The organism is Kutzneria sp. NPDC051319, from assembly GCF_040682195.1.
Taxonomy (GTDB): domain Bacteria; phylum Actinomycetota; class Actinomycetes; order Mycobacteriales; family Pseudonocardiaceae; genus Kutzneria.
On the sequence record NZ_JBFBAM010000129.1, the window covers coordinates 1 to 13133 of the forward strand.

Genomic DNA, 13133 nt, shown 5'->3' on the forward strand with positions numbered 1-13133 from the left:
AACCCCGACACCGCGTCAACACCACCCGAAACCAACCGCCAGAACTCCTCCGGCGACGACACACCACCCGGCAACCGACACGCCATCGACACGATCACGACGGGGTCGTCCTCCGACGGCCTCGGCCGCGCCACCGGCGCCGTGGCCGGCTCCGGCCGGACGCCGGTGAGTTCGGCGTGCAGGAAGCGGGCGAGCGACCGCGGCGTCGGGTGGTCGAACGCGACCGTCGCCGGCAGAGTCAGCCCGGTTGCCTCGACGAGGCGGTTGCGCAGCGCGACCGAGCTCATCGAGGTGAACCCGAGCTCCTTGAAGGCGCGGTCGGCCGCCAGATCGCCGGGACCGCCCAGCTCGCGGATCGCGGCCGCCTCGGCGCGCACCAGGTCCAGCAGGTGGGCGAGCTGCTCCGCCGCCGGCAGCTGCACGACCTCGGCGAACAGCGCAGCCCGCACGGCGTTGTCGGCCACCGCGCTGCGCGCCGGTGCGTCGACCAGCGCCGCGAGCAGTGGCGGCACGGTGGCCAGCATCGTGACGTCCAGGCGCGTGGCCACGAGGACCGGCTCGTCCAGGACCGTAGCGGCGTCGAACATCGCCAGGCCCTGGGCCGTGGTCATGCCACCGCGGCCCTCCCCCTCGACCGGCTCCCAGCTGCCCCAGGCCAGGGACAGCGCGGGCAGGCCGACCGCGCGGCGGCGAAGGGCCAGGCCGTCCAGGAACAGGCTCGCCGCCGCGTGGTCGCTCCCATCGGCCGCACCGAACAGGCCGACCGCGGACGAGAACAGCACGAAAGAGGTCAGCTCCACGTCCCTGGTCAGCTCGTGCAGGTTGAGGGCGGCGTCGATGGCGCCGGTCAGACCGTTCCGCGCGACCGAGCCGACGTGCACGATGGCGCCGAGGGTGTGCCGGTGCTGGTCCAGCACGGCCGACAGGGCCTGGCGGTCGACAACGTCGCAGCCGGCGACGGCGACCTCCGCGCCCCGGGCCGTCAGTTCGGCCTGGAGTTCGCCGACCGTCTCACGGGCCTGGGGTGCCACGAGCAGCAACACGCGCCGAAGTCCGTGGCCGGCAACGAGATGACGGGCCACGGCCATGCCGGCCGGCGTCTCGGCGCCGGTGACCAGCACGGTGCGGTGCGGGTCGAACGCGGGGGTCTCGTCGAACTCGGCGGACGTGGACACCCGCGCCAGCCGGGGGATCAGCGTGATCCCGCCGCGCACCGCGATCTGCGGCTCGTCGGACGACACCGCCGTCGGCAGCGCGCCGGCCGACGGCGCACTGCCGTCGGTGTCCACGACGACCAGACGCCCGGCGCGGGCCGACTGGAGGCTGCGTAGCACCCCCCACAGCGGGGCGTGCACGAGGTTGGGGACGCCCTCGCTGCTGGTGACGGCGACCGCGTTCCCGGACAGCACAACCAGTTTCGTGCCCGTCATCGTCGTGTCGGCGAGCCACTGCTCGACGTCGGCCCGCACCCGGACCACGGCGTCGGCGACCGCACCGGCCAGCGGCCCGGTCGAGCGGAGGCCGGCGTCGCAGCACACGACCGCGACGTCCGGTGTGGTCCCGCCGGCCTCGACCGACGCCCGCAGCTCCGCGATCGTCGGGTACGCCTCGACCAGCAGGCCCTGCTCGGCCAGTCCGTCGACGACGCCGAACGAGTCGGGCCCGACGACCGCCCAGTGCCGCGCGGTGGCCGTCGCCGCGCGGACCGACGGCAGCGGGATCCAGTCCAGCCGGAACAGCGACTCGTAGTACTGGCCGGAGGCCGCGCGCAGCCGCGCCGGCTGCTCCAGCAGCACGTGCCGGGTGATCTTGCCGGACGCCGTCCGCGGCACGGCGGCGATCTCGTACAGCTCCTCGGGAACCTTGAAGTAGGACAGCTTCTCCCGGCACGCCGCGAGCAGCTGCTCGGGGTCGAACCCCGTGCGCCCCGGCACCACGAAGGCCACCGGGACCTCGCCGAGCACGTCGTGCGGCTTGCCGACCACGGCCACGTCGACCACGCCGGCGACGGTGCGCAGCACCTCCTCGACCTCGCCCGGGTGGATGTTCTCGCCGCCCCGGATGATCAGCTCCTTGATCCGGCCGGTGATCGTGAAGTAGCCCTCGTCGTCCCGGCGCGCCAGGTCTCCGGTGTGGTACCAGCCGTCACGCAGCGCCTCGGCGGTGGCCGCCGGCTGGTTGTGGTAGCCGACCATGACGTTGGGGCCGCGGACCCAGACCTCGCCCTCGCTGCCCGCCGGCACGTCCATGCCGGTCTCCGGGTCGACGATCCGCACCCCCAGGCCCGGCACCGGCAGGCCGCACGAGCCCTCGACGCGGGCGCCGGTCGGCCAGTTGATGGTGATGGAGCCGCAGGTCTCGGTGCTGCCGTAGGCGTCGAGCAGCGGCGCGCCGAAGGCCTGCTCGAACGCCTTGCGCAGGGCCGCGGTCGTGATGGCCCCGCCGACCAGGCACATCCGCAGGTTCGGCGCCTGGAAACCGCGGTCCCGCGCGGCCGTGACCAGGTAGTGGTACATGGTCGGGACGCCGGCGAGGAAGGTGGCGTCGTCCTCGCGCAGCGCGGTCAGCACCTCGTCGGCGGCGAACCCGTCCAGGATGTGCGCGGTGGCGCCGACCGCGGTCACGCCCAGCACGCAGACGATGTGGGCGAGGCTGTGGAACAGCGGCAGCGGCCAGACGACGCGGTCGTCCTCGGACAGGCCGGGAACCGGCACGTAGCAGGCGGCCACCGACCACAGGCAGTTGCGCTGGGTGGACAGGACGCCCTTCGGCTTGCCGGTGGTGCCGGAGGTGTAGAGCATCCAGGCCACGTCGTCGAGCCCGAGGTCGTCGCGGGCCGGGTGCGCGGGCGCGGTGCTGGCCATCGTCGCGAACGACACCGCGCCGGCGGGCAGCTGCTGGTCGCCGGTGACGACCAGCCGCACCGACGGGTTGCCGGCCAGCACGCGGGCGACCAGCTCGGCGTGCGCGGGGTCGGTGATCACCACCCGGGCGCCGCTGTCGTCGAGCAGGTAGTCCAGCTCGGCCTCGGTGACCCGGGGGTTGACCGGCACGCCGATGGCGGCGGCGCGGGTGATCGCCAGGTAGCTCTCGATCATCTCGACGCAGTTTCCGAGCACGATGGCGACGCGGTCGCCCTGCTGCACCCGCAGTCCGGCCAGGTGGCCGGCGATCCGCCGGGTGCGCAGCTCCAGCTCGGCATAGCTGACGGCCCGGCGCGCATCCCGGAAGGCCGTCTTGTCGCCCAGCCGGGCGGCGTGCGCGACCAGAAGCTCGGGCAGCGGACGGATCAGCTCGGTACGCAACATGTGTCGACCACACCCCCAGTGACTCGCCCGGACACCCCGCGTCGGCGAGCGGGGCCGTGGACGGCGAGAAGACCAATGTCCGCAGGCGATTCTCATCGACGAACGGGCCGCGGTTTCCCCTTCCGACCCCCCTATGGCCGCCCTTACCTGGTCCGCGCTCGACCGGCCCGCGGCCGCCGTGCCGAAAGATGTCCCTATCTGCCAACGCAATCGAGGTGACCTCATGGACGGCAAGGCTGTGCAGCGCAGCATCCCGGTCGCACTGGGCGATCGCTCCTATCACGTCCACATCGGACGCGGGGTGCGGGAGCTGCTGCCGCGCGTGGTGGCCGACATCGGCGCGAAACGGGTCGTCGTGGTCACGGCGCGACCGCCGGAGTTGGTGCCCGATCCCGGCGTGCCCGCGCTGGTGATACCCGCGCGGGACGGCGAGCGGGACAAGACGCTGGCCACCGTCGGCGAGCTGTGCAGTCGGTTCGCGCAGTACGGGCTGAGCCGTTCGGACGCGGTGATCTCCTGTGGTGGCGGTACGACGACGGACACCGTCGGGCTGGCGGCCGCGCTGTACCACCGCGGGGTGCCGGTCGTGCACCTGCCGACGTCGTTGCTGGCGCAGGTCGACGCGAGCGTCGGCGGCAAGACGGCGGTGAACCTGCCCGAGGGCAAGAACCTGGTCGGCACGTACTGGCAGCCACGGGCGGTGCTCTGCGACACCGAGTACCTCGACACGCTGCCGGCGCGGGAATGGCGCAACGGCTACGGAGAGATCGCGCGCTGCCACTTCATCGGAGCCGGCGACCTGCACGGACTGCCGCTGGCCGACCAGATCGCGGCCAGCGTGGCACGCAAGGCCGAGATCGTGGCGGCCGACGAGCGCGACACGGGTTTGCGACACTTGCTCAACTACGGCCACACCCTCGGCCACGCGCTGGAACGCGCCACCGACTACGCCATCGCCCACGGCGAGGGGGTGGCCATCGGCACGGTGTTCGCCGGCCGGCTGGCGGGCGCGCTCGGCCGTGTCCCCGAGGCACGGGTGGCCGAGCACTTCGAGGTGGTGCGCGAGTACGGGCTGCCGACGGCGCTGCCGGCCGGCGTGAGCACCCCGGACCTGATCAGGCTGATGCGGCTGGACAAGAAGGCGACGGCCGGCCTGACCTTCGTGCTGGACGGGCCCGGCGGCGCCGAACTCGTGGCCGGCGTGCCGGCGGAGGTCGTCGCGGACACCCTGGCCGGCATGCCTCAGGCCGGCTGAGCCGCACTCAGGGCGACCCCGGCCTGGCCGGCCGAGGCGTACAGGCGCTCGACGACCTCGATCGTGCGCCGCGCGTCGTCGACGGCCCGGCCGGGTGTCGCCGCGGCGAGCAGCTCCGGCAGGGCAGCGATCTGCCGCTCGTATTCCTCGCCGATCGCCGCCGCCGGCAGGTCGACGACCTCCGAACGCCCGTCGTGCGTCCAGGTCAGCGTCGAGGTGCGCGCCGGTTCGGGGCCGACGCCGAACACACAGCGCAGTGTCACGCTGCCGTCGGCGCCCTCCACCCGGATCAGCGTCGACTCGTTCAGCTCGTGTGATGCCGAACTTGCCCGCAGTGCAACCGAAACGCCGTCGTCGGTGACCAGGAAGCCCCGCACGGTGTCCTCGACGGCGGCGTTGGCCCCGCCGCGCCGCCAGGACGCTCGGGCCGGACCGCCGCGGACGAAGTCGTCGGACACCGTGGCGACGACCTGGCGGAAGGTCGCGTCCCCCAGCACCGGGGCGACGGCGTCGAGCAGATGCCACCCGAGGTCGAGCAGCGCGCCGCTCGCGGACCGGCCGCGGGCGCGCACCCAGGACAGGTCGATGTGGCGCGGCGTGCCCACCGAACCGACGAGGTCGTGCAGCGTGCGGACGTCGGTGCGGTGCCGGTTCACGTTGTCGGCGAGCAGCACCGTGCCGCCCGCGCGTTCGGCCGCGGCCAGCAGGTCGGCCTCGATCCGGTTGTGGCACAACGGTTTCGTCAGGAACACCGGAATTCCCGCGGCGAGGATCTCCGCCGCGACGTGGACGCGGCGGGCGCTCGGCACGGTCACCACCGCGAGGTCGGCCGCGTCGGGGCCGAGCTCGTCGATGCCGGCCACCACCGCGACGCCGGCGCCGCCACGGGCCGTCGTCGCCCGCAGCACCGGCTCGGGGTCGACCGCTCCCACCACCGTGATCCCGGGTTGCCTCCGAAGCCGAGGCAACCACACCTGGCGTCCCGTCCAACCGAGCCCCACCATCGCGACACGCATCGCGGACATGGCACCGCCAGCCATGATTCCCCATTCTTCGCAGGCCCCAATGCGGCCGACGCTACGCGACCGGTGCGGTGCGGTCAGGCCCCTCACCCACCCGCGACCACCCCCTACCCAACCACCGGTTATGCGTGGTCATCGCGAAGAAGTCACGGCCACAATCCTTGACTTTTTCCAGCAGAATGAAATCCGTAACAAGACATTAACGCGCTACCACGGTCTCACAAGGCAATTTCCGACGACGAATCGCCGCCCAGGGTCCTCCTGCCCTTGTGCGTCGCCAGACAACCGAATTCTACCGTCGTTGAATTCATATTCCCAGGCCAACGACCCTCAACCGGTCGATAAGGAGTCACGCCCACCGTGACTCCTTTGCCACCGGATGCCAATGTGACCCGGATCACCAGCGCCCTCTGCTATGCTGGCAATCGGTCTACAAAGGACCATCAAGGTGCGGTCGTCGGGCCGCAATTGGGGGGGGCTATGGACAGCGGGGTCGCCACGAGCAGTTCGTCGCTGGACTATCGGCCTTCCCGGTGAATCCCGTGTCGGCGAGCATTCGACCGCGCTCGCGCGGCCGCATTGCCTGTCGGCTCATGGCTGGGGGGATACATGCGTTTCAACCTGTTGGGCCCGCTCGAGGTTCGCCACGAGGGACAGTCGGTTCCGCTCGGCGGACTGAACCAGCGGGCCGCACTGGGTTTTCTGCTGTTACATGAGAACAGGGCCGTGGCGATCAGCCAGCTGCTGGAGGCGCTCTGGGGAGAGCGGCCGCCGTCGACGGCGCGCAAGATCATCTACAACGCGGTGGCCGGCCTCCGCTCGGCGCTGGCCGCCGACGAGCCGGGTCCCGACGCCGCGGTGCTGGCCACCCACGCGCCCGGCTACATGCTCCGGGTCCGGCCGGACCGGATCGACGTTCTCGAGTTCCAGTGTCTGGCCGAACGAGGCCGGTCAGAGCTGGCGCAGGGCAACTACGACCGGTCGGTGCTGCTGCTCAGGCAGGCGCTGGGGCTGTGGCGCGGCCCGGTGCTCGCCGATCTCGCCGAGGCCGGCGTGGACTGGCCGCAGATGTCGGCGCTGGGCAACGCGCGCCTGGCCGCGCTCGAGGACTGCGTCGAGGCGCAGCTGGCGTTGGGCATGCACCACCAGGTGGTCACCGAACTGGAGCCGCTGGCGCTGAGCGGGCCACCCCGCGAGCGGATGTGCGCACAGCTCATGCTCGCGCTGTACCGGTGCGGACGGCAGGCCGACGCGTTGAACGTCTACCTGCACACCCGCAACCACCTGGTCGAGGATCTGGGGCTCGACCCGAGCCGCCAGCTCCGGCAGTTGCAGCAGGCGATCCTGGACCACGACCCGTCGCTGGCGCTCACGCCGGCGGCGGCGCGGGCCCCGCAGACCCCGGCGCCGCGAGCCGAGGTCGAGCCCGCGCTGTCCACCGCCGAGCGCAAGCTGGTCAGCGCGCTGCTGGTGGACGTGCCGCTGAGCGTGCACGCCGACGACGACCCCGAGGACGTCGAGACCGCCCAGCGCGAGGTGGCGGCGGCGGTGCGGGCCGAGGTGGAGCGCTTCGGCGGAATCGTGCACAACTCGGTCGGCACCGTGCACGTGGCGTGGTTCGGGGTGCCCAAAACCGCCCAGGACGACGCGGAACGCGCCGTGCGAGCCGCGCTCGGCATCAACCGGAGGCTGGCCACACGGCCAGGCCTGGACGGCTGGCACGCCGACGCCGCGCGGGTCGCGGTGAACACCGGCGAGGCGCTGGTCCGGCCGTCCCGGGCCAGGGACGGCCAGTACGACGTGGTCGGGGCCCTGGTCGACGAGGGCCTGCGGCTGCTGGGCCGGCTCGCCCCCGGCGAGTTCCGGGTGTGCGCCACCACCATGCGCACCTGCGAGTTCGGCTTCGTCTTCGCCGCCGCGGACGCCGCGGACGGCGGGTTCGAGCTGGTCAGGGCCAACGACCGGCCGGGTGACGTGGTCAGCACGGCGCTGATCGGCCGGGACCGCGAGATGGGCACGCTGCGGGACGCGCTGGCGCAGGTCGAGCGCTCGGTACGGGCCCAGCTGGTGACCGTGGTCGGAGAGCCGGGGATCGGCAAGAGCCGCCTCGTCGGCGAGTTCTGCCGGTCGCCGCACCGGGACGGCTCCGGCGTTCGCGTGCTGACCAGCGACAGCCGGTGGGCGGGCGAGCCGGGCCACCTGTCCGCGCTCGGCGCCGTGGTGCGCAGCTATCTCGGCGTCACCGAGGACGACCACGCCGCCGAGGAGAAGCTGACGGCGGCGGTGCACGAGCTGGTCGGCGCCGGCCACGCCGGGCGGTGGCTGGCGTCCCGGATGGCCCCGCTGCTGGCGCCGGATCCCGACGCCGCGCCGGACGGCGACCGCAGCGAGGCGCTCATCGCCTTCCGGCGGTTCATGGAGGAGGTCGCCGCCCGCGAGCCGGTCGTGGTGGTGTTCGAGGACGCGCACCGCTATGACGACCTGCTGCTGGAGTTCCTCGCCGAGCTGCCGTCGCAGGCCCTGCCGGTGCCGATGCTGGTGGTCGTCACCTGTCGTCCGGAGTCCTCGCTGCCGGCGCGCTGGGGCGGCACACGGCTGGAGCTGCGGGCGCTGTCCGACGGCGACAGCGTGCGGCTGGTCGAGGAGTTCGCGGCCCAGCTCGGGCTGTGCGGGGACAAACCCGGCGACACCGACTCCCTCACCGGCGGGGCACTGAACCGCTTTCTCAGTGCGCTGCTGTCCCGCATCGGCGGCGTGCCGCTGTTCGCCCGCGAGTACGTGCGCATGCTGCGCGACGGCCATCCCAGCCAGCGGGACACTTCGCCGGTGGCGCAGGGACCTGGCTGGCTGCACTCCGGCGACCTCATCGCGTTGCCCCGGACCGTGCACAGCGTCGTGGCCGCGATGCTGGACTCGTTGCCGGCGCTGGAGAAGACGATCCTGCGGGACGCCGCCGTCGTGGACGGCACGGTGTGCGTGAACGCCGTCTCGGTGGTCGGCGGGCGCAGCAAGGACGAGGTGGCCAGTGCCCTGCACAGCCTGGTGCGGCGCGGCATCCTGCTGATCACCAACGACCAGGTCGTGGCCGGGCAGCAGGAATACGCTTTCCACCAGGTCGTGGTGCGCGATGTCGCCTACCACCAGCTGCCGCGGGCCGACCGGGCCGACCGGCACGCCCGCGCCGCCGAGTGGGTCGGCGCGCTGCCCCACGGCGACCCGGCGCTGGCCGAGCACCACATGCGGCTGGCCCAGCTGCCGGCGGCGACCGCGGCACGGTCCGTCGCCGTCAGTCGGCCGGTCGTCGAGACCACGGTGTTCACCGAGCGGGAGACGGTGGACACGAGGCTGGCCGCGGCGGTCGCGGTGCGGCTGCCCGTGCGGATCACCAGCGGCGCGTCTGTGCCGGCCGCGCTGCACTGACACCCGCCGAGGAGACCGGCGACGGGGCACTCCCCCGTCGCCGGTCTCGTGTTGCCGCGGAAAGCCTTGCCACGCCCGGAAACGGCGGGGTGCCTTAGGGGTTGTCGGTTCTCCCTCCCGGCTGGCAGGTTTCCACTCGCCGAAGCACGGGGCCGAGGCGATCGCGGACGGCAGGGGGAACCAGGTGGCAGCCAAGGGCATGACCGGGCGGATCGGCCGATGGGCGGGTGTGTCGGGTGCGATGGTGGTGGCCGGTCTGCTCGCGACGGCGGGCGCCGCGAGCGCGCACGTGACGGTGCAGCCGAACACGGCGGCCGCCGGCGGCTACGCGAAGGTCGCGTTCCGGGTGCCCAACGAGGAGGACCAGGCCGCCACCACGTCTGTCGAGGTGACCCTGCCCGCCGATCATCCGATCGCGTCGGTGCTGACCAGGGCCACGCCGGGGTGGACGGTGAAGGTGGACAAGGCCGCGCTGGCCACGCCGATCGACACCGACGACGGCCAGGTCCGCCAGGCGGTCTCCAAGATCACCTGGACCGGCGGCGCCATCGCGCCCGGCGGCTTCGAGGACTTCGAGGTCTCCCTCGGACCGCTGCCCACCGGCGTGGACACGCTGGTGTTCAAGGCGGTGCAGACCTACGACAACGGCGACGTGGTGCGCTGGATCAACCAGTCCACGCCCGGCGGCGACGAGCCCGACCACCCCGCGCCGACGTTGAAGGTCACCACACAGGCCCCGGCCGAGCGGCCGGTGGCCGCCACCACCTCGACGGCCGACCCGTCGGGCTTCGGGACGGTGCTGGGCATCGGCGCCGGCGTCCTCGCGCTGGCGGCGCTCGCGCTCGCCACGGTCGCCGTCCGCCGGGCCGGCCGCAACGGTGGCGGCGCCTCCTCATGACGTGACCGTTCGCGGGCCACTGCCGGGAAATTGCCCAGTGGTCGGGCAATTTCCCGTTGGTGTGCGACGATTCACCTCGACCCTGCCCCCGGTTGCTAGTGTTCGCCGCGGGGAGCTCGGGGCGGCGCTCCCCCTTATCCGATCGATGCTCATCGCATCGACGACGCGGACACCGACCGGGGGGCGGGCCAGTGACTGTGTTCGAACGTGACGACCAGTTAGCTGAATTGACTCGGCTGTTTTCCGAATGCGGCGCGGGAAAGGGCGGGGTCGCGCTGGTCGAGGGCCCCTTCACCTGCGGGAGATCCGAGCTGCTGCGCATTGTCGCGGACCGGGTCCGCGGCCAGGGGGCGCAGGCGCTGACCGCGAACTGCTCCCGCGCCGAGCAGACACTGCCGCTGGGGGCGGTGATCCAGCTGCTGCACAGCGCCGACCTGGCGCCGGACGCGCTGACCGAGCTGATCCGGCTGACCGACGAGGCGACGGTGGCCTGGACCGCGGCCGGCGCGCCGACCGCGACGTTCCCGCTCGACGTCGTGCTGGTGTTCCAGTGCCTGAGCCGAGCGGTGCTCGAACTGGCCGCCTCGACGCCGGTGCTGATCGGCATCGACGACCTCGGCCACGCCGACCCGCTGTCGCTGGGCTGGCTGCTGCACCTGATCCGGCGGATCGGCTCGGCCCGGGTGCTCGTGGTGCTGACCGACGAGCAGGATCCGCGGCCGCCGCAGCCGCCGTGGCGGGCCGAACTGCTGGGCCAGCCGCACTTCCGGCGTCTGACGGTGGCCCCGCTGTCCGGCGCGGGCGTCGTGGACCTGTTGGCCCAGCGGATGGATCGCCGCACGGCGGTGGAGCTGACGCCGTCGTTCCGTGCGGCGACCGGCGGCAACCCGTTGCTGCTGCGGGCACTGGTCGGCGACCACCTCCAGTTCGGCGAGGCCACCGCGGCCGGCTATGGCCTGGCCCTGTTGAGCTGCCTGCACCGGGGTTCGCCGGATCTGCTGCCGGTGGCCCGGGCCATCGCCGTGCTGGGTGACGGCGCCTCGGCCGCGGAGCTGGGGCAGCTCACGGGCATCGACCAGACGCGGGTGCAGCGGGCCATCCGGGAGATGGCCGCAGCCGGGCTGATCGACGGCGGCACGCTGCGGCACCCGGTGGCGCGGGCGGCCGTCTTCGACGACATGACCGCGGCTCAGCGGGCCGAACTGCGCCTGTGCGCGGCCAAGGTGCGGCACGACGGCGGCGCGCCGGCATCGGTTGTCGCCAAGCACCTGGTCGATGCCGACGAGCCGGTGGACGCCTGGGCGGTTCCCGTGTTGCAGGAGGCCGCCACGCAGGCGTTGCTGGCCGGCCGACCCGAGCTCGCGGTGGACTGCCTGCGGTTGGCGCACCGGTCGTCCAGCGGCGACGCGGTCCGATCCGTGACCTTGGCCCGGCTGGCCGACGCCGAGTGGCAGGTCGATCCGTCGGCGGCGACCCGGCACCTGCCCGAGCTGGTGGCGTCGGCCCACTCGGGCCGGCTGGCCTGGCGTGACCTGATGACCCTGGTCCGGCAACTGCTGTGGCACGGCCGGCCCGAGGAGGCCGGCACGCTGCTGACCCGCATGCGCGGCGGTGACGGGCCGCAGCGCAAGCTGGGCGACATCGAGCTGTGGCTGGCCGTGTCACACCCCGGCCTCGCCCACCGCCCGAACCTGGCCCTGTCGCCGTCCGGCCCGCCGGACAGCGACGTGCTGGCCAGCACCGATCCGCAGCTCGGGTCGGCCGCCATGCTGGCCGGGCTGCTGTCCCGCGGCGGCCTGACCGAGGCCGTCGACCGGGCCGAGCAGGTCCTGCGGGACATCCACCTCGGCCGCACCACGCCGTGGGCGGACGAGTCCACGATGCTCGCGCTGCTGGTGCTGGTCGGCGCCGACCAGGTGCACCGCGCGGCGGCGTGGTGCGAGAAGCTGTTGTCGGACAACGAGGTCGATGGCCTGCCGACCTGGCGCGCGGTGCTGGCCGCGGTGCGGGCGGAGGTCGCGCTGCGCCAGGGCGAGCTCACCGCCGCCATGGCCCACGGCGAGTCGGCGCTCGGCCGGCTGAGCCTCAAGGCGTGGGGCGTCGCGGTGGGCCTTCCGCTCGGCGCCATGATCATGGCGGCAACCTGTCTCGGTCAGCACGACCGGGCCGCGGCCCTGCTCACCCACGCCGTGCCGGAGGCGATGTTCCAGAGCCGGTACGGGTTGCACTACCTGCACGCCCGCGGCCACCACCACCTGGCCACCAACCGCTACCACGCCGCGCTGGCCGACTTCCTGGCCTGCGGCGAGCTGATGCGGACGTGGGGGCTGGACGTCGCCGGCCTGGTGCCGTGGCGGACCAGTGCCGCGCAGGCGTGGCTGGAGCTGGGCAACAGGGACCAGGCCCGCCGGCTGCTGCGCGACCAGCTGTCCCGGCCGGACTCGGTGGGGGTCCGGGTGCGTGGCCTGTCGCTGCGGCTGCTGGCCGCGGTGGCCCCGCCCAACCGGCGGCTGCAGCCGCTCACCGAGGCGCTGGAGCTGTTGGAGGCCAGCGGGGACCGGTTCGAGCAGGCCCGGGTGCTGACCGACCTGAGCCGGGGCTATTCCCTGGTGGAGGACAACCGGCGGGCGCGGCTGCTGTTCCGGCGGGCGCTGCACGTGGCCAAGATCTGCGAGGCCGCTCCCCTGGTCCAGGAGCTGCTGTCGGTGTCGGCGGACGGCGAGCGGATGACCACCGGCGCCGCTCCCACCGAGGGCATCGTCTCGCTGACCGAGTCGCAGCGGCGGGTCGCCGCGCTCGCGGTGATGGGCTACACCAACCGGGAGATCGCGATCAAGCTCTACATCACCGCGAGCACGGTCGAGCAGCACCTCACCCGCGTCTACCGCAAGCTGGACATCAAGCACCGCAAGGACCTTCCGGTTGACCTGTGGGACGCGACCAGGACCGGCTGACGGCAGCGCGCCCCACCCGCCGCCGACCCATGACACTTCGAAGAGATCGGTGCACGGCATCGTGAACAGCTCCCACGCGGGCAGGTCCCTGCTCGTCGCCCGTGAAGTCGAGGCGACCACCGCGTTGCTCGATCCCTTGGCAGAACCGAGAACCGTGGCACTTCCGTCGTTACCTTCGGCACTGCGCCGGAAGCTGGACGACGCGCTGGCCCGGCCGGCCGCCCAGCAGCCCGACTGGCCCAACCCCGAACAAACCAAGATGGCCCGCACCGTGCT

Annotated in this window: 7 protein-coding genes; 5 read left to right on the forward strand and 2 right to left on the reverse strand. The window is 73.0% G+C overall.

Features of this window, described 5'->3' with window-relative positions:
• Nucleotides 1-3308 (reverse strand): AMP-binding protein (locus AB0M73_RS48585; protein ID WP_363906823.1); only part of this gene is annotated, 3308 nt, incomplete at its 3' end.
• A 223-nt stretch (nt 3309-3531) separates the two neighbouring features.
• Here AB0M73_RS48585 and AB0M73_RS48590 point away from each other — a divergent pair.
• On the forward strand, nt 3532-4563 hold the full coding sequence (locus AB0M73_RS48590; RefSeq protein WP_363906825.1) for a 3-dehydroquinate synthase family protein: 1032 nt from the start codon (nt 3532-3534) through the stop codon (nt 4561-4563).
• Here AB0M73_RS48590 and AB0M73_RS48595 read toward each other — a convergent pair.
• Entirely contained in the window at nt 4551-5603 is a 1053-nt protein-coding gene (locus tag AB0M73_RS48595; RefSeq protein ID WP_363906827.1) for a Gfo/Idh/MocA family oxidoreductase, read from the reverse strand. The genes AB0M73_RS48590 and AB0M73_RS48595 overlap by 13 nt on opposite strands.
• A gap of 591 nt (nt 5604-6194) precedes the next feature.
• On the opposite strand from AB0M73_RS48595, the gene AB0M73_RS48600 reads away from it, so the two are divergent.
• From AB0M73_RS48600 to AB0M73_RS48615, 4 genes are all read left to right on the forward strand, one after another.
• The gene (locus AB0M73_RS48600; protein WP_363906828.1) at nt 6195-9005 is read left to right on the forward strand and encodes a BTAD domain-containing putative transcriptional regulator; all 2811 of its coding nucleotides are present in this window, start codon (nt 6195-6197) and stop codon (nt 9003-9005) included.
• Between the two features lie 184 nt (nt 9006-9189).
• The gene (locus tag AB0M73_RS48605) at nt 9190-9903 is read left to right on the forward strand and encodes a YcnI family protein (protein ID WP_363906830.1); all 714 of its coding nucleotides are present in this window, start codon (nt 9190-9192) and stop codon (nt 9901-9903) included.
• A gap of 197 nt (nt 9904-10100) precedes the next feature.
• Entirely contained in the window at nt 10101-12857 is a 2757-nt protein-coding gene (locus AB0M73_RS48610; RefSeq protein WP_363906832.1) for an AAA family ATPase, read from the forward strand.
• Nucleotides 12858-12918: 61 nt separating this feature from the next.
• Nucleotides 12919-13133: hypothetical protein (locus AB0M73_RS48615; RefSeq protein WP_363906833.1), on the forward strand; the 215-nt coding region annotated here is incomplete at its 3' end.

What these genes read in the sequence shown, in the direction of transcription:
- AB0M73_RS48590 (WP_363906825.1), top strand. Translation starts at nt 3,532, where the DNA reads ATGGACGGCAAGGCTGTGCAGCGCAGCATCCCGGTCGCACTGGGCGAT.
- AB0M73_RS48595 (WP_363906827.1), bottom strand. Translation starts at nt 5,603, where the DNA reads ATGGCTGGCGGTGCCATGTCCGCGATGCGTGTCGCGATGGTGGGGCTC.
- AB0M73_RS48600 (WP_363906828.1), top strand. Translation starts at nt 6,195, where the DNA reads ATGCGTTTCAACCTGTTGGGCCCGCTCGAGGTTCGCCACGAGGGACAG.